The sequence below is a fragment of the Rhizobacter sp. AJA081-3 genome, assembly GCF_017795745.1.
Taxonomy (GTDB): domain Bacteria; phylum Pseudomonadota; class Gammaproteobacteria; order Burkholderiales; family Burkholderiaceae_C; genus Piscinibacter.
Window position 1 is genome coordinate 2660508 of record NZ_CP059067.1, and the last position, 18052, is coordinate 2678559.

The 18052-nt window shown below is 66.1% G+C and carries 9 protein-coding genes and 3 pseudogenes; 6 read left to right on the top strand and 6 right to left on the bottom strand.

Annotated features, from left to right (window positions below; genetic code table 11):
- Positions 1–17: 17 nt before the first annotated feature.
- Positions 18–1161 (bottom strand): annotated as a pseudogene (locus HZ992_RS12625) (IS3 family transposase).
- A 452-nt stretch (positions 1162–1613) separates the two neighbouring features.
- On the opposite strand from HZ992_RS12625, the gene HZ992_RS12630 reads away from it, so the two are divergent.
- The 5 genes and pseudogenes from HZ992_RS12630 (at position 1614) to HZ992_RS12650 (ending at position 7802) form a co-directional block, all read left to right on the top strand.
- A complete protein-coding gene (locus HZ992_RS12630; protein WP_209386969.1) occupies positions 1614–3329 on the top strand; it encodes a methyl-accepting chemotaxis protein in 1716 nt (571 codons plus the stop codon).
- Positions 3330–3617: 288 nt separating this feature from the next.
- Positions 3618–5115 (top strand): annotated as a pseudogene (gene istA / locus HZ992_RS12635) (IS21 family transposase).
- Positions 5112–5945 (top strand): annotated as a pseudogene (gene istB, locus HZ992_RS12640) (IS21-like element helper ATPase IstB). Before istA ends, istB begins: the two co-directional pseudogenes overlap by 4 nt.
- A 384-nt stretch (positions 5946–6329) precedes the next feature.
- Positions 6330–6650, top strand: coding sequence for a hypothetical protein (locus HZ992_RS12645; RefSeq protein WP_209386970.1), 321 nt, complete (start codon positions 6330–6332; stop codon positions 6648–6650).
- 171 nt (positions 6651–6821) lie between these two features.
- Entirely contained in the window at positions 6822–7802 is a 981-nt protein-coding gene (locus HZ992_RS12650; RefSeq protein WP_209386971.1) for a hypothetical protein, read from the top strand.
- On the opposite strand, the gene HZ992_RS12655 is transcribed toward HZ992_RS12650, so the two are convergent.
- Positions 7780–13311 carry a site-specific integrase gene (locus HZ992_RS12655; protein WP_209386972.1) on the bottom strand — a complete coding sequence of 1844 codons (5532 nt, stop codon included), beginning with the start codon at positions 13309–13311 and terminating at the stop codon, positions 7780–7782. The genes HZ992_RS12650 and HZ992_RS12655 overlap by 23 nt on opposite strands.
- Positions 13312–13733: 422 nt before the next feature.
- On the opposite strand from HZ992_RS12655, the gene HZ992_RS12660 reads away from it, so the two are divergent.
- Positions 13734–13937 (top strand): hypothetical protein, encoded by a 204-nt coding sequence (locus HZ992_RS12660; RefSeq protein ID WP_209386973.1) that lies wholly within the window; start codon positions 13734–13736, stop codon positions 13935–13937.
- 59 nt (positions 13938–13996) lie between these two features.
- Here HZ992_RS12660 and HZ992_RS12665 read toward each other — a convergent pair whose 3' ends face one another.
- The 4 genes from HZ992_RS12665 to HZ992_RS12680 are packed head-to-tail and all read right to left on the bottom strand — an operon-like array spanning position 13997 to position 18027.
- Positions 13997–15142 (bottom strand): mannitol dehydrogenase family protein, encoded by a 1146-nt coding sequence (locus tag HZ992_RS12665; RefSeq protein ID WP_209386974.1) that lies wholly within the window; start codon positions 15140–15142, stop codon positions 13997–13999.
- The gene (locus tag HZ992_RS12670) at positions 15136–16146 is read right to left on the bottom strand and encodes a zinc-binding alcohol dehydrogenase family protein (RefSeq protein ID WP_209386975.1); all 1011 of its coding nucleotides are present in this window, start codon (positions 16144–16146) and stop codon (positions 15136–15138) included. The genes HZ992_RS12665 and HZ992_RS12670 overlap by 7 nt, the downstream gene beginning before the upstream one ends.
- Positions 16140–17006 (bottom strand): amidohydrolase family protein, encoded by an 867-nt coding sequence (locus tag HZ992_RS12675; protein ID WP_209386976.1) that lies wholly within the window; start codon positions 17004–17006, stop codon positions 16140–16142. The genes HZ992_RS12670 and HZ992_RS12675 overlap by 7 nt, the downstream gene beginning before the upstream one ends.
- A 10-nt stretch (positions 17007–17016) precedes the next feature.
- Entirely contained in the window at positions 17017–18027 is a 1011-nt protein-coding gene (locus HZ992_RS12680; RefSeq protein ID WP_209386977.1) for an aldo/keto reductase, read from the bottom strand.
- Positions 18028–18052: the final 25 nt, after the last annotated feature.

Below are 18052 nucleotides of genomic sequence, written 5' to 3' on the forward strand. Positions count from 1 at the left end.
TTGACCCTGTACCCGTTTCAGTACCGCTCAGAAGTAGGAACTTCCGGCTCCTCGGATGTCGCCGATGCGGCCTGCAGGTCACATCGGCGGGCGAATTCGGCAGGTGTTGCCCAGTCTAGCGCGGAGTGGGGTCGAGCCTCGTTGTAGTCGATGCGCCAAGCTGCGATCTTGGCCTTCGCATCGTCTAGCGTCAGGAATCAGTGCGTGTTCAGCCACTCCTGACGCAGCCGTCCGTTGAAGCTTTCGACGCGCGCGTTGTCGGTCGGTTTGCCAGGTCGGCTGAAGTCGATCTCGACGCTACGCTCAAAGGCCCACTTGTCCATCGCTTTCGAGATGAACTCGCTTCCGTTGTCGGTCTTGATCGTCTTGGGAAGCCCGCGCTGCGCGGAGATCCGGTTCAGGCTGTCGACCACGTCTTCTCCCTTCAGGCTTTGACCCACATCGATTGCCAGGCGCTCGCGCGTGTAGCAATCGACCACGGTGAGCATGCGCAGCTTGCGACCGTCAAACAGTGCGTCGGCATCAAAGTCCATGCTCCAGATCTCATTGATCGCAAAGGCCAGTTGCTTGGGCTGGCGCAGCTTGGCAGCCTTGTTGCGCCGTGGCCGCTTCAGCCGTAGCGACAGACCCTCCTCGCGGTATAGGCGGTACACGCGCTTGACGTTGTCTCGATGGCCTTCGCGTCGCAACAGAACATGCACCCGGCGATATCCGTTGTGCACGCGCGTGTTGGTGATCTCCTTGATGCGCAGCTTCAGCGCTGACTCGTCGCGCTTGGTCGACGTATATCGATACGTCGAGGCGGACATGCCCACGATGCGCAGTGCATTGCGCTTGCTGCAGCCGAATCGTTGCATCAACTCGGGCACCAACTCGCGTCGATGCGAAGGCCTCGGACCGTTTTTGCGACGACAGCCTGCAGCATCGCCTTGTCCAGGCTCAGGTCCGCGACGATCAGCTTGAGCCGGCGGTTCTCCTCTTCGAGCTGGCGCAACTGTCGCGTCTCTCGGACGGCCCGATGCCGTTGTACTTCTTCTTCCACACATAGAACCTCGCTTCGCTGATGCCCATCTTGCGGCACACCTCCTCGACGCTCGCGCCCAGCTCGTTTTGCTTCATCGCAAACGCGATCTGGTCCTCGGTGAACTTGCTTCTCTTCATGACATGCTCCCGGCCCTTGCAGGCCTTCAATCGTGCCGGTCGCTCTGTATCTGATTGGTCCTGTTTGCTGCGACAGGGCAGGTCATTTGCTAGGACAGGGGTCACATGAATTCGGCACCACAGAGCGGCCTTTGAGGGTGCTCGGCGGGCGCTGGCTACGCGACCGAGCCTCAGGCTTGCCGTGGCGTACCCAGCCTAGCTGCCGATCACGACTTCGCGGGACGCCCGGCGTGGCTTACGCCGCGTGACCGAATGCTCACCTGCGGGCTCGCATCTGGTGCTCCAGCGCCAATATGTGCGTGTTGCCCGTCATTTCTACCTTTAGACGTCACTGCGCGCCGCCGATAGTACGGTGCGGGATCATGGTCGCCGTTGCAGTTGCATGCGCAGCTGACGACCTGGGCGCACTGATCCTCTCAAGCTTGCACTCAGTCGTACCAGAAGGAGTAACTATGAGTCTCGGGAAGCTCACCGTCAAAGCCAAGCTGACCGCCGCCTTTGGCTGCCTAGCTGCAATCGTGCTCATCGTGTCCGCCCTGGCCGTAAGGGCCTTGAGTCAGGGACACGAGGACTACGCAAGCTACGTCAACGAGACCGGCGCACGGATGGCGCTCGCCAACGACGTCCTCAACGCTACGAACGACCGTGCCGTCAGCGCGCGCAACCTGGTGCTTGTGACCTCGCCAGCCGATCGCGAGGCCGAAAAGGCAGCCGTGACCAAGGCCCACGAGAAGGTCACTGGAACAATCGCCAAGCTCAAGGAAACGATCGCGAAGACTGCTGACGTGGCCGAGCGCGAGCGCAAGCTGTTCGCTGAAGTCGAGAGCGTCGAGTCCCGCTACGGGCCTGTCGCTCTGAACATCGTCAGCCTGGCGCTGGCCGACAAGCGCGACGAGGCCATCGGCAAGATGAATGCCGATTGCCGCCCCCTCCTGGCCGGGTTGATCAAGGCAACCAACGAGTACATCGCGTTTGCCCAGACGACTGCCGCTGAGGAAGTCAAGACGGCAGAGTCTGCTTACGCTGCCAGTCGCAACATGATGCTAGGCGCATGCGCCTTGGCCATCGGCCTGGCGATCGGGCTGGCCTTGATGATCACTCGGGGGCTGACACGCGCCCTCGGCGCCGAACCGACGCAACTGAGCGAGGCCGCCCAGCGCGTTGCCAGCGGCGACCTCGGTACCGTGTCGGGCGCGCAGGGTGCTCCTGCGGGCAGCGTTCTGGCATCGCTCGGCGACATGCAGAACAGTCTGGCCCGGGTGGTCGGCCAGGTGCGCAACGCTTCGGACTCGATCGCAACAGGCTCGGCGCAGATCGCCACCGGCAACGCGGATCTGTCCCAACGGACCGAGGAACAGGCCTCCAATCTGCAACAGACCGCAGCCTCAATGGAGCAGATGAACTCCACCGTCAAGAACAACGCTGATACCGCGCGCCAAGCCACTCAACTCGCCACGTCGGCGAGTGCCGCGGCGATCAAGGGCGGCCAGGTCGTCGGCCAGGTGGTCTCCACCATGGACGACATCACCACGAGCTCGAAGAAGATCTCCGACATCATCGGGGTTATCGACGGAATCGCCTTCCAGACCAACATCCTGGCCCTGAATGCCGCCGTGGAGGCAGCACGCGCTGGTGAACAGGGCAGAGGCTTCGCGGTAGTTGCCAGCGAGGTGCGCAGCCTGGCGCAACGCAGCGCCGAAGCGGCCAAGGAGATCAAGTCCCTGATTGGCGCCAGCGTTGAGAAGGTCGAAGCCGGTTCGAAGCTGGTCGGCGACGCCGGCGCCAACATGGAAGACATCGTTGCCCAGGTCAAGCGGGTTGCTGACCTGATTGCAGAAATTAGCTCCGCCACCATCGAGCAGACCAGCGGCATCGGGCAAGTCAGTGATGCCGTGAACCAACTGGACCAGGTAACGCAGCAAAACGCGGCACTCGTCGAAGAGAGCGCTGCCGCCGCGGACAGCCTCAAGCAACAGGCGAGCCGCCTTGCCGAAGTGGTGAGCGTCTTCAAGCTGAGCCAGGACTCGTCTCAAGCCGTCATTGCGCATGCACAACAGGCGAGCCGGCCGTCCACGATCAAGTCGAGCCCGAAAGCCAAGGTGGCCAGCAAAGGCAAGGCGGTGGCGGCTGCGAGCGGCGGTAACAGCCCCGACTGGGAAACGTTCTGAAGGCCCTGAGCAGTAGCTGCAATCCACACCAGGAGCCTTGATGGAAGCCGTAGTAGAAGTCCCGCACGAAACAGTCCTCGAGCGCAGAAGCCAGGCACAGCCTGGGCTCGAGATCGACATACGCTCGCCAGGCACGCAGCACAGCATTCAATCAGCAGGCGAGTTCCTGAGCTGTTGACGCTCACTGAAAACTGACCCACCTACGGGGGCTGTGCTCGTCGAAAACTGACCCACGCAAACACACTGCCCTGCTTGAAGAACGAGCAGGAAGAGCCAGGAGTGATCAGCGTGGGCATGTTGGCCAAGATGAGGCGGATGCACTTGCGTGATGGGCTGTCCATCCGCGAGGTGAGGCGGCGCACGGGGCTGTCGAGGAACACTCGTGCGACAGTGGTTGCGCCAGGAGGGCGTGACCGAACCGAAGTACCCCAAGCGCGAGGCGTGCAGCGTCGTGGACGCGTGGGCCGAGTACCTTGGGGCGACGCTGAAGGCCGACGCGCACCGCTCGGTGCGCGAGCGGCGCACGGCCAAGATGCTGTTCGAGCAGATCCGCGCGCTGGGTTACGCGGGAAGCTACGCGCGCGTGACGGCGTGGGTGCGCCGCTGGCAGGCCGAGCAGGACGCCGCTCCGCGACGTGCGGCCTTCGTGCCGATGAGCTTCGAGCTCGGGGACGCCTTCCAGTTCGACTGGAGCTGCGAGTACGTCTTCATCGGTGGACTGCGCCGCCGCCTTGAGGTGGCGCACACCAAGCTGGTCAGTTCACGGGCGTTCTGGCTGAGCGCCTACCCCGCCCAGAGCCACGAGACTCTGTTCGACGCGCACGCGCGGGCCTTCGAGGCCTTCGGCGGCATCCCGCGCCGGGGCGTGTACGACAACATGAAGACCGCGGTGGACAAGGTCGGCGTGGGCAAGGCGCGCTCGGTCAACGCGCGCTTCCAGGCGATGTGCTCGCACTACCTGTTCGAGCCCGAGTTCTGCAACCCGGCCTCGGGCTGGGAGAAGGGCATCGTCGAGAAGAACGTGCAGGACCGGCGGCGTCAGGTCTGGAGAGAGGCAGCCGAACGCCGCTGGGCGGATCTGGCTACCTTTAACACATGGCTTGGAGAACGCTGCCGCGCCTGCTGGGCCGAGACGGCGCACCCTGAGTGGCCGAGCCTGACGGTGGCCGAGGTACTGCAGGACGAGCAAACCCGACTGATACCGGCGTCCAAGCCTTTCGACGGCTACGTGGAGCGGCCGGTGCGCGTCTCGGCCACGGCCCTGGTGCACTTCCAGCGCAACCGCTACAGCGTGCCCACGCGGCACGTCAACGAGGTGCTCAGCCTGCGCGTGTACCCACACAAGCTGGTGCTCGTGGTCGATGGCGCCGAAGTGGCTCGGCATGCCAGGAGCTTCGAACGCGACCTGACCTTCTACGACTGGCAGTACTACATCCCGCTGGTGCAGACCAAACCCGGGGCGCTGCGCAACGGGGCGCCGGTCAAGGTGATGCCCGAGGCGCTGCAGACGCTGCAGCGGCACCTGCTGCGCAACGCCGGAGGCGACCGGGTGATGGCGCAGGTGCTGGCGGCCGTGCCTGTGCACGGGCTGGAGGCGGTGCTGGTGGCCGCTGAGCTCGCGCTGGAGGCGCAGCGGCCGAGTGCCGAGCATGTGCTCAACGTGCTGGCGCGGCTGAAGGACGGCATGCCGTTCATCCAGGATCTGGGCAAGTCAGCCATGGCCCTGAGCGAGGAGCCCCGGGCGGACTTGCAGCGCTACGACACGCTGAGGGAGGTGCGCTCATGAGCGCGGACATCGTGGCGCGGCTGAAGGCGCTCAAGCTGCACGGCATGGACTCGAACTGGCCGGAGTTGCTGGCGCACTGCCGGCATGGGGCGCTGGAGCCAGAGCGACTGGTCGAGCAACTGCTGGATGCCGAAGGTGCCGAGCGCAACGTGCGCTTGATCGCCTACTAGATGAGCGCGGCGCGCTTCCCGGCGCACCGGGACCTGGCGGGCTTCGAGTTCGACGCGAGCGCGGTCGACGAAGCACTGATGCGGCGGCTGCACGCGACGCAGTTCACCGAGGCGGCACACAACGTGGTGCTCATCGGCGGCCCTGGCACCGGCAAGACGCACCTGGCCACGGCGCTTGGCATTGAGGCGGTGCAGCGACACGGCAAGCGGGTTCGCTTCCACTCGACGATCGAGCTGGTCAACGCGCTGGAGCAGGAGAAGGCCATGGACAAGGCCGGGCAGATCGCGCACCGGCTGACCTACGTGGACATGCTGGTGCTCGACGAGCTGGGCTACCTGCCGTTCAGCCAGGCCGGCGGGGCCTTGCTGATTCACCTGTTGAGCAAGCTGTACGAGCACGCCAGTGTGGTCATCACCACCAACCTGAGCTTCGGCGAGTGGGCCAGCGTCTTCGGCGACGCCAAGATGACCACCGCGCTGCTGGACCGCCTCACCCACCACTGCCACATCGTGGAGACCGGCAACGACTCCTGGCGCTTCAAGCACAGAAGTTCGACCACCACCGCCGCCAGGACCCGAACAACCACTCACCGAAAGAAAGGACTCAACCCGCAAGCCAAGAACTCAGAGATATCCTTAGACAAAGGCTCCCTCAGGTAGCCTTCAGGGGTGGGTCAGTATTGAATGAGCACGCCGGGTCAGATTACGGTGAGCGTCAACACGCATTCCCCGCTGAAAGTCCGTCGAAGCACCCCCATTTGCGCTCCAATCGGCCGGAGCGTGGGGGATCGCGCCCGTCCCTTGGCGCTCCAGAAGACACGACCTGGTTCAATCATCAGGCAGATCCGTTGAACGCAGTTGCGCCAAATCACTGACCAAAGTGGGGCTGCGGGCACATTATTGGGCGGAAACGGTTGCACTTTCCGGTGATACGCTCCCATCCAAGGCTTGCGTCAATCAAGCACGGGATCTCTCGCCATGGCTCCACTAGCAGAATTTGCCTCCGCCGCGCGCCAATCCGCAGGTTGGGCAGCTTGCTGCGTCATGCTGCTTGTCCTTGCGCTCGCCGATCGAGTTACAGATTACCTGAAGCCCGGGGTGCTGCAGTTCCTGAGGACTTCTCGATCCACCCTGCTCATCGCATTTGTCGTTGCGCTTGCCACGGCCTTGGAGACGCACTACGCCGGCATCTCACAAGTCTTGTTCGCGCTCTGGCTCGCGGTGTCCGCAGTCTGCCTGGTCTTGGCCATCATTCCGCCGCGCTCGGCTGAGCCGCACGGGCGCAACCTGTACTTCCGCATCCATTCGCCCATCACGTGGACATCGGCGGCCGAGGAGGTGCCTTACCACCCTCCTGCTCGCTGAACTCCTGCGAGCCGGCTCCAGTAGCCGGCCTAACCAGGTCCGCGACAGCTGCCCCCCGCAGACCTCGAGGTCTCGGATGGCCGGCCTGACATCGCGCGAGTTCACGATCTGCCCGCACAACGCCGCCGCCGACACGGCGAGCCACAACCGCGGGCCACCAGGAGCACTCCAGTGGCAAAACAACCTACCGGCTCAGCGCCCGAGGGCGAGCCAACCCGTTTCGCACGCACCATCCTCTCGATGGCGATCGCCCAGACCCAAGCAACCCTCTTCGACGCCAGTGAAGAGGACCAAGGGGCGAGCCAACTCTTCAGAGTTCGGGTACTCGGTGTCGTCGGGCCCCTGCTCGTCGAGTCCGGGAAGTTGCTTTCTGAAGCATTGGCTTCTATCGCCAGCATCGACCTGCGGCATCGGATCGAGGCCGACACTTCGCTGATCCAGATCACCGCGGTCTCGGACACCGAGTTCGACCACGAAACGACCCGGCGGCTCGGCGCGGCCGCTGCTGCGATGGCAGAGCGACTTGGTGGGGCCATGGCGGCCATTGCTTCGCCGCTGCCGTTCACGCGCTCTGCGCAGAACGACGGCGACCGCCTGTTCGACCAAGTCGCCCAGGTGAAGAAGAGGGGGGTGCCAACGGCTTTCAGCTTCGCCGTCCGGGCCGGCTACGTCTCCGAACTTGGCGCACTCCGATTCACCGAGGTCCACAAGTGCGCCAAGTCCACCTGGCTCCAGGATCCTGAGCCGAGCACGACGTGGATCGAAGCGATCCTCCGTTCCAGCCGATCCGGCAAACAGTTGTCGGCCGCTCCGCTCAACGGCGCACCCGCCATCAAGGTGGACACGGATGCGGAAGACGATGCGGAGTCTGATCTGACCGCCCGGGCCCACGCCCTCTGCGGCGGCAGCTGCTGGCTCAACGTCAGGCGCGCCACTGAGCATTGCGAGAAGGCGCCTGAGCTCGAGCGCCACGTCCACCATCTGGTGGCTGTCGAGATCCGCGACGCCTCGCAGCTGAAAAGCTTGCGGCGTCTGCATGCAGCCACTGCGAGCCTGATCGAACAGGCCGAAGTGTTCGAGCGCGCTGCTTCGCAGCGAGCTAACCGGAAGCGTCCACTGGACCCGCCGCCTAGCTCGCGTCCGGCTGCGTGAGGAGGGCTCTCCCGTCGCGCCCGCCCGCCGGATCCGTCCGGCGGGCGGGCGCGACGGTCACGGCACTCCAGACCGCTGCAGCAAGGAGCACGCGCATGCCAATGCGCGAGTCGCGCACTCGGTCGGTCGTGTTCTGCCGGATGCGCACGCCGACGCGAAGCTGACGAACCTTCCTGTTCGCACCGCCGTCGCGGGAGGCGGCAAGGTGCGCTCGCCTCGTGTGGCTGTAGCCGGCCTTCTCAATCAGTTCCAACCAGCCGGCCCAAACGTCATTGCTCACAGCCAGCGGGCCCGCGACCGAGCCCTTCTTGGGCCGGCCGCGCTTGCGCACAGGCGGTGAGCCGGCCGCAGACTCTTTGGACGCCCCACCAATCTTCGATGTTGAGGTCGGAAGAACGACTTCAACGTTCTTTGCATCGTCGACCAAAGCGCCGAGCACGCGCGCGTAGCCCAGCATCTCCGACTCGCTGCTCGTCACGAGCATGTTCTGTCGCTCGTCGACATGCCATCCGAGCTTGGTCAGGCGCAGCAACGAGTTCTCGTCCTTGGTGAGGGACTCACCAAGCTTCGAGAGCGCTTCTCGAACCTGGCGGATCTGGGCAGGCTCGTACCGCGCGTCCTTCTCGATGAGCCACCAGCCCGTACGCTCCGTGTGCCTGCCACGCGCCTGCTCCGCGATTGCGGCGGCAGCCTGGGCCACCGCCTGGATGTGCTCCTCCGAAACCATGGTGGCCGCAGCGACACCGTCGGCCCGACCATACTGCCGCAGTACGTCGAGCACATCATCCACCGCATCGGGCGTCAGGTTGCGGTAGGTCTCAGGCTCGAGCTTGTGCATCTCGGCCGTCCGGGGCTTCCAGCGCAGTGCGAACCGTCGCAGTTCGGCAGGAGTCAGCGTTTTGCCGACGGGTCTGCTGTCTGGCCACCAGGCCGTCTTCAACTCCATGGCCAGAAGCTCTCCGCCCAGGTGCCAATACGAGCGAAGCAGGGTCCTCGGCGTGTGCCCCATGATGTTCGCAATCGCCCAGATCAGACGCCGGGTCGCAACGGCCTCCTGCGTCAAGACATTGAGCAGCGCCTCCGGCTCGCACCACTTCCGCAGAGCGACCTGCAGATGCGCATTGGCGCCCTGATGCAGTGCGAGCGCAGCTGCCAGCAGGCGGTTGGGCAGGCCATGGCGGCAATGGTGAACACGAACCTGAGGGTCGCCCGTCACGGCCTGAAGGGCATCTCGCAGGCGCACGGCTACGCGGCCTCGCGGCATCATGCTGCGCACATCGGCCGAGCGCACAAAGAGCGCGGTGGTCTCGCGACCATCGTGATACAGGTCTGCGTGCCGGAGCCAGTCCTGCAGAACCTTGTGCTCGGCCGGGCTCAACGTCTCGAGGATCGGCACGATGCGCATCGAGGTGTCCGACTTGAGACGACGGTAGAGGTTGCCCGACACCCGAATGATCCAGACACCGCCGACGAACTGGATGTCCTTTCTGCGCAGGCCCATGGCTTCGCCGATACGCAGCCCCGCTCGATAGCAGAGCACCAGAATCGCTGCGTTCATCAGGCGGCGTCTTGCGTCCACTTCCGAATCGCCCTTCAACAACTCAATGGCTTGGAGGTACTCGTCCTCGGCAATGAGGTTGGCGTCCACCCGCCCGGGCTCACCACGCGCAAGAGCGCGGACGGGCCGCCAGTCGATGGGTGGCACACCATGGCGCTTGCGCAGATAGGCGTGGAAGACACGCAGTGCCGTTTCGATATGCTCGAGTTGCTCGGTGTCGGCGAATTCCACCAGGTCGACGTAGAGTTCCTCGATCTCCACGGGGTCCATCGCCGCCAGATCCTCCGTGTCGACATGCTCGATCAGGCGCTTGGCAATGGCGGACCAGTAGGTCGTGATGCTACGCAGCGAGTAGATCCCGCCTTGCGTGCGGCCTTTCCTGCACATGGCGCACAGCCACTGCGCGAGGTGGCCACAGATGGCCGGGACGGCAACTTCGTCCTGCAGGGCTGCAAAGCGCACGTCGACAAGCCTGCCCAGTTCGTCAATCCTGGTGCGGCCATGGGCCATGCCCTCGTCGTTAGTCACCGAGAGCTTCCTGACGTCAGCAAAGCACCTGCTGACCAGCGCGAGAAACTTCGGCACACCAACGAGCGTCGTGCTGATGGCGGTGTGGGCCGCGTCATGGTCGCCGGCGACTATGTCCGTCTCCGACTGCGTTGGCTCGGGCTTCTGCTTGGCGAGTGCCTCGAGGGTGCCGGGAAGCGGCTTGCCGCACACGAGACGCTCGATAGCTTGCGGCGGCAGTGACACGGACCCGTGGTCCCCTGTAGCAAACGAATGCGCGAGGCCACTCAGGCGCACGGCGGCGGCGGCCCGCACTGTCTGCACCGCGACCTTCAGGCCGCCAGCCATCCAGCCGAGGTTGTACTTGTCCGCGAACCGCGCAACCTGGGCCAGAAACACTTCGCGGTCAATGGCCGTCCACTTGCCGTCGTGCTGCACGAGCGTCGCAGCAAGCCACTCCGGCAGCGCGAACTGGCGGACACCGGACGAGTCAGACGCCAGGCGGATCCACCACGTGCGCGACTGCGGGTCTTCACGCCCCGGGATGTTGATCAGGTCGTGCTTCGGCTGCAAGGCCCATTCCTGCAACACCTGCGCATCAAGGACCAATGCCTCGGCCGCCAGCGCCAGTGCGAGGACGCCGGTTCTCGGCTCCTCGGGTGCGGAGGCCGCGTGGGCCTCCAACTCTTCAACGAGGCACTGACGCAGCCGAGCGGTCTGAGCTGCTGCACGCAGCGCCGTGTGCTCGATCTTGATCGCGAAGTCTGAGATCGCCACTTCGACCGAAGGAAGGCTCCAGCCGGTTTGGTACTGCTTCGCGGCTCGAGCAAGGAGTTCGCGAAGCGCCTGACGCAGGCGCACCGCGCGGTATGTATTGGTGTTGGACGTGCGGTCGCTGAGCCGCTTGAACAACAGCTCGACCTTCTCGTTGTTCAGCGACTTCAGCGCTGCGCCATTCAGCGACTCTTCAAGGAGTGTGTCGATCTCGCGCGAGATGGCATCCTGCTCCTGCGCGCGCTCCGCACTCCGGCGCTCATGCCCGAAGAGAAACAATGGTCGCACCATGCCGACGAGATCTTCATGCGCCTCCGACTCCGCGGAGTCTTCCAGCCAACCCGGGACAGCCTGCACGCCGGTATCGGCCGCCGCGGCATCGAGGAGCGGTCGCAGCGGCGCGTAGTGCGCCTCGACGGCCTGCAAGCTGATCGGGGACAGGTTTTGCGTTCCGATGCTCACGTGTCCGAGAAGCGACGAGATGACCTCGGCAGTGGCGCCGCGCTCGCGGAGTTCGGTCGATAGCCAGTGTCGCGCAAAGTTCAGCGGCAGGGGCCAGATGCCCTCGAGTTCCTTGCGCAGCTTGGCGGGCGTCAACGAGCAGATGTGCAGGTCCTCATCGAGATCGAAGAACAGCGGAGCGATCCGCCGCTCAGGGTGGTAGACGATTGACTTGATGGCCCGCGCGGTCGCGGGGGCTGCACCGCGAAGCTCCGTCATGAGCGCGCGCAGGTAGCTGCACTGGGCGCGGATCTGATCCACCGCCAGAGCCGCCAGCACGGCGACCCGGTGGCCGCGCGCCGGCCCTCCGGATTTGTCGTCCAGGAGTCCGATGCGCGCATCGAGGTCGAACATCTCGAGTGAGTCGCCGAAGTCCTCGACCGGCCGGCCACCTGTCGTGAGAAGCAGGTTCAGGACCGAGAGTGTCTGGTGCGCCCGATGCCGAGACTGAAGCGACAACGAACGATCGCGGATTCTACCGAGCAGCGCCTTCCTGGCTTGCTTGTAGATGCGGCGGAGCTCGCGGGGCGGCAGGTACCACCAGGATCCGACCCGGAACTCCGCTTTCGCTTGAGAGCTCGAGCCTTCGCGCCATGCAGCCAGGACGACCCGACGGTGCAGTTGCTGCAACTCGGCAGCCTGGCAAGCGTAGTAGTAGGCGCCGGCCAAAGGTGGGTCGGACTCCACCGCGGTCAGCAGATGCACCTTCACGGCGTCGTGGCAGGCGGCGTACAGCGCAGTGGCCAGCCACCGAGAGAGCTTGCCAACGAGCAGGCGAGCGTGCTTCTGCCGGAGCTTGGCCAGGAGCTCGTGCGCCTCGGACACCAGCACCTCTGGCGCAGCGCCGAGCGCGTCCGCGAGCCGGTAGCCTGGCGTGGCGTGCCCGAGGGACTCGGCAAGGTAGGCCTCTAACGCTGCCGGCATGGTCAGTTGGAACCGGTCGCCGTGGGCCGCCAGGAGTTTTCGCTGTGCGTCCGTAGGCTGGCGTGCGTTCGGCTCCGACCGGACCACTCGGACCCAGGATCCATCCCTCCTCAGCCCTGGTCGAACCGTGGGTTCGACGATGGTCTCGACCAGAGAGCTCAAGATCTCGCCAGTCACCAGTGACAACGAAAGCAGCGCCGCCGCGCGCCGCTCCTTTTGGTTGGTCCCGAGGAGCGCCGCCCGCAGCGCACCGACCAGCGCGCGCAACTCGTGCGGGAGGAGTTGGTCGTGATCGACCGCCAGATACTGGTTTGTGATGGCGGCGCGGAAGCCCGTCGCGCTGGCTCGGAACTCTTCGTGCGCGTTGCTCTCGCCGCACATGCTGGCCGATCGCTCGTCGGCACCAGCAACCGCGATCTGCTCGCCCGCCTCGCCGGCGCTGAACGCCGGGTCTTCGGTGGCCCCCTTGCCGTTCACGCTTCCCTCGGCCGGTGCGGCAAGTTCAGGCTGAAGCAGCTGAACTCGGCGCTCAGGTCTTGCGCCACCCTCGTCGTCGGGGTCGCCGGCAAAGATGATCAAACTGGAGGCCGGTAGGCGCTGAACACCCGAACGCAGGCCTTCCAAGACCTGGGAGAACTTCACCAGGAAGGACGAATACACGGTGCTGCGCTTGGTGAGCAGCGGTTCGAGCGCCTCCTTCACCAGCTCCTGGGCGTGATCCAGCGTGGTCACCAGGTCGTTGGCCGACCCCATTTCATCCCAGTGTGCCAGGCGCCACCACTTCGCCTCTGTCAGGCACTTGCGGATGCCGTCAGCGCACTCCGTAACCGTGTCGGAGGTCGTCAGCAGCGAGCCGCGCAGCATGGCCAGCAGCAACAACGCCTTGGCGACCTGCAGACCGTCGCCACCGCCAGCCAAGTGCTCCTGGCTGAGCATCGCCAGTACCGCGTACTCCGAGTAGGTACCGTAGAACTGGTTAGCGCCTTGGACGGCCGTTGGGGAACCTGGGACCGACTCGACCGTGGACAGAATTGCCGCGAAGTCGGTTGGACACCAGCGGTCCAGAAGCCGCAGTGCGGGCCAGGATGGCTTGATCGCCAGCAGCGCCGACCAGTCGCCAGGCGCCAAGACATACGCCTGCAGAAACTGCCATCCGCCGTCGACCCGAAGCGGCTGGATCGCAGCCCAGAACGTCGTCTCCCACGCCACAATGATTGGGTCGGCGCCGCTTCGCTGCCGAGCCAAGAGTGCCGCTTCTCGAGGAGTTCGCACTCCTAGTGTGTCAGGGGTGGTAGACGTCAAGGCATCAAAGCTCGTGTCTCTTTGCAGATCCTACCCTAGGCATGCTCTCATCATATGATGCAATGTTAGACTTTTCTGCGTTTCTAGCAATTCACTTATGCATTGCCTAGCTGAGGGGTTCGCAATGCCACGTTTCATCAGGGGCCGCCAGTGAGCGGCCCTAACTCTTCCGGGGCTGGGAAAGCCATGGGGAATGGCCCAGCGCGCCGAGAGGGGCCGAGTCGACCACTTGATCTGCTGCGCCCGCGCGCTGCGCAGCTCCTGCGGCCGTGACTCTTCCGGGCCGCGCTCGCGCTGGTCGTGACGACCGCCGCCGTGCTCCCGCGGCCGCGGTGGATTCACGACTCACAGCGCTCGAGCGCAACATGAAGTACGTCGACGACGAGGTGGGCGCCTGGTGGGGAGAACTTGACCAGGAGACGAGGGCCCGCGCCGACACTGACCGAGCCGAGTCCGACGCTCGCGGCGCAGGCGACGACGCATTTGGAAGGCTACTCGCCGACGCTGCAGCCGGCTCCGTGCACTTCTCTCCGTTCGGCCTGGGATGGCTCGCCGTCGGGAGCCCGTGATGGGAACGGGTGATTGGTTGCGAGCTGGCTTCGCCGGCGCTTCTCCCGACATCAGCCGCTCACGCCGCGTCGCCGCCGATGTTCGTCAACGCGAGACGCAGACGCGGCTGACGGATGGAAAGGCCCGCGCGGGCAGCGGCCTCGATGACGGGCGAGAAGCGGCGATGCATCTTCCGGGTGTGGTTCTGTGCGATGTCGGCCAGCCGGTGCGCCAGGAAGGGATTGAGCAGGCGCTCGCGCAGATCGGCGAGGTAGGCGAGCGCCGCGGCCCCCTCCCCCAGCGCATCGAAGACGGGCAGCACCTCCTCGTGCCAGAGATCCTCCAGTTGCGCACGCAGCGAGTCGTCGCGCATCGCGTCGAGGACCGTCTCGTCGGGCGGCCGGCCATCGACGAGCCATCGCTCGGCGAGAAAACTGTGCGCCAGGTTGAGCAGCCACAGCTTGAGTCGCTCGAAGCCTGCCAGCGCATCCGTCAGAACGATGTCGGGGTGACTGCATGGCAGCACCATGCGCGGATGGCGCTCGATGGCCCACAAGGCATACGGTTCGGCGATGGCGCCTGCCGGATGCAGCGGGGCCGAAACGATGCGGTCGACCAGCGAGTTGACCCACACGCAGTGATCACGCAGATAGGCCATGAAGTCGTGCGGCGCTCCCCATCGGCCCGCCACGCCGGCAACGATCTCGCGCAGCGTGTCGCCGTTGCGCCCGACCAGTTCGCAGGGAAGGATCGTCATCGGCGCGGCGGGCAGCAGCCGCCACCGATGCCACAGCAGGACGACGAGCCGGGCGGGAAAGCTCCGCGGAGGGCCTGCCGTCGCGGTCAACGCGTCGGCGCTGTCGGCAGGGTCGAGCTCGTATCCCCTGTCGGCGGTGTTCGAGACGATCACCTGGACCTGCGAGGCCACCGCGTCGAGCAGGCGCGGCCACTCGCGCCTGGCATGCCAGGCCGACTGCACCGACGAGACCCGCAGCACCTCGTCGACCGTGCGGCCGTTGCGCAACCCGCGGATGTGCACGGGATAGCCCTGGGCAGCGGCCAGGGCCGCCAGCCGCGTGCTGCTTTGCGCGCTGTCGGTGCTTTGCACCACCGCGATGCCCCCCAGCGCCTGCCCGCGCGGCAGCGCCTGCGAAACGAACAGGTCGACATGGGCCTGCAGGAACCGGCCGGTGCCGAACTGCAGGATCGGCGCGGCGGCTAGCACTCGACGATGGCCTTGATGACCTGCTGCGCCGGGTCCAGCAGCATGGGGAAGTCGGTGGGCACGTTGTGAAGCTGCAGTCGGTGCGTGTTCAGCGCGCCATCGGGGATCTGGCCGGCGCGCATCGCCGCGAGAACGGTCTCGAAGTCCTCCATCGTCGCATTGCGGCTGCCCAGCAGCGTAGTCTCACGCTTGTGGAACTCGGGGTCGGAAAAGCTGATCGCGTCGCGCACGATCGACACCAGCACGTACTTGCCGCCGTGGGCGACGAAGCGGAATCCCCGCTCCATCGCATGCCGGTTGCCGGTGGCGTCGAAGACGACATCGAAGAACTCGCCGCCGCTCGACTCAGACAGCGTCGCCTCGTCGTCCGGCCCGACCACGACGCCGGCCTCGGCACCGAGCGACTGCACGCAGAAGCCGATGCGCTCCGGGCGCGTGTCGAGCGCGGTGACCCTCGCGCCGCGCAGGCGGGCGAAGATCAGCGCGGCCATGCCGATCGGGCCGGTGCCGACCACCAGCACGCGCTGGCCGGCGGCGAGCTCGCCGCGCCGCACCGCGTGGGCGCCGATGGCGAGGAACTCGACCATCGCCGCCTGGTCCAGGCTCACCCCTTCGGCCTTGTGCACGAAGGCCTGCGGCACGGCCAGCAGTTCGGTGAAGGCGCCGTCCCGATGCACGCCGAGCACCTGGATGTTCACGCAGCAGTTGGTCTTGCCGCACCGGCACGCGACGCAGCGACCGCATGACAGATAGGGCATCACGAACACCGGGTCGCCAGCCCGCAGCCGGCTGCCCGCTGGCGCTTCGGCGACCACGCCCGACAGTTCGTGGCCCATCACGCGCGGGTACTCGAGGTAGGGTTGGTCGCCCGTGAAGATGTGCAGGTCCGTGCCGCACACGCCGACGCGCTTGACGCGCACCAGCACGTCGGCATCGCCGCGCACCGGTTCGGGACGGTCCTCGGCGTGAAGCAATCCCGGAGAGCGGCAGACCACGGTCAGCATGGCATTCCTTGTCGATGGAGAGGGGGCTGCAGCCGGTAGAAACGATGGGCGTTGCCGCCGAACACCGCGTCGAGATCGTCGTCGTGCATGCCGGGCAGGTCCGCGCAGAGGCTGCGCGCCATCGTGAACCACTCGTCGTAGTCGGCAGCCAGGCGCAGCACCGGCCAGTCGCTGCCCCACATCAGTCGCCGGGCGCCGAAACAGGCGAACACATGCTCGACATAGGGCTGCAGCCGCCGCTCGCAGCAGGCCGGGCCGGCCTCGGTGAGCAGGCCGGAGAGCTTGCAGTGCACGTTCGGCAGCCGTGCCAGCGCGGCGATCTCGCGTTGCCAGCCACGCCGCGCGCCACGCGCGATCGGCGGACGGGCCGCGTGGTCGATCACGATGGGCAGTTCCGGGTGCCGCTGCGCGAAGTCGCGCAGCGCCGGCAACTGGCGCTGCAGCACCAGCGCATCGAAGCTCAGGCCGTGATCGATCATGCACAGCACGGCGGTGTCGAGCGCCGGGTCGTCGATCCAGCGGTCGTCGGCCAGATCCTGCAGCATGGCCCGCAGTCCCTTGAACTGCGGATGCTGTGCCAGATGGGCGATGTAGACGGGGGCGCCGGCGCTCTTCAGGTCGATCCAGCCGACCACGCCCAGGATGAAGTCGTGGTGCTTGGCGAGTTCGAGCATGAATTCGGTGTCCGACATCGTGGCCAGGGACTGCACGAGCACCGTACCGGCGATGTGACAACGCTGCAGTGCCGGCAGCAGGTCGTCCGGGACGAAGTCGCGGTGCATGGGGGCCAGCGCCGGCGGCGGCCAGCGCCCCTGTCGGTTGGCGATGTGCCAGAACTGCTGGTGGGCGTCGATGCGCATGGCCGTGCGTTCAGTGCTGCGGCAAGGGCGCGCGCGCGTCGATCAGGCTGCGCGCCTGCAGTGCCTGCCAGAAGGCCGCCGGGATGGGTGTCTCGAACCAGCGGACGTTCTGCACCAACTGGTCCGGGCTGTGCGCCCCGGCCACACACGACACCACCGCCGGGTGCGCGAGCGGGAACTGGAGCGCCGCCGCGGGCAAGGGCACATTGAACTCGGCACAGACGGCTTCGATCGCATCGACGCGCTGCATCACCTCGTCCGCGGCCGGCGCGTAGTCGAAGCTCGGGCTTCCGGCCAGCACGCCCGAGTTGAACGGCCCGGCTGCAAGCACCGCGACACCGTGGCGCAGGCAGTCGTCGAGAAAGGGCGCCAGCGCCCCCTGCTCGAGCAGCGTGTAGCGGCCGGCCAGCATCACGCAGTCCAGGTCGAAGGCCTGCAGGCTCGCGTGCGCGACCTGCCATTCGTTGACGCCCAGGCCAATCGCCTTCACCGTGCCCTCGTGGCGCAAGCGCTCGAGGGCGCGAAAGCCGCCGCCGTGCGTGAGCTGATCCCAATGCCGCGCATGCTGCTCGCCATGCGTGCGCCGGCCGATGTCGTGCACGAGGAGCAGGTCGATGCGTGCCAGGGCGAGGCGCCGCAGGCTGTCCTCGAAGGAACGCATCACGCCGTCATGGCTGTAGTCGAACTGCGGCCGGAAGGGCAGCGGATCGGCCCAGCCGTCGTCGCCGGGCCGCACGCTCTCGTCCGGCCGCATCAGCCGGCCGACCTTGGTGCTGAGCAGGAAGTCCGCGCGCGGCCGCGACGACAGCGCCGCGCCGGTGCGCCGCTCCGAACGTGTGTAGCCGTAGTACGGCGCGGTGTCGAACAGGCGCACGCCGAGCGCCCAGGCCGAATTGAAGAGCGCCGCGGCGTCCGCGTCGGACATCGGCTGGAACAGCCCGCCCGCCTGCGCACAGCCGAGGCCGAACACCGGCAGGGCGAGCCCGGTGCGCGGCAGCGGCCGCCTGTCGGTGATCTTCATCGTTGCAGCGTGGCCGGCGAAAGCG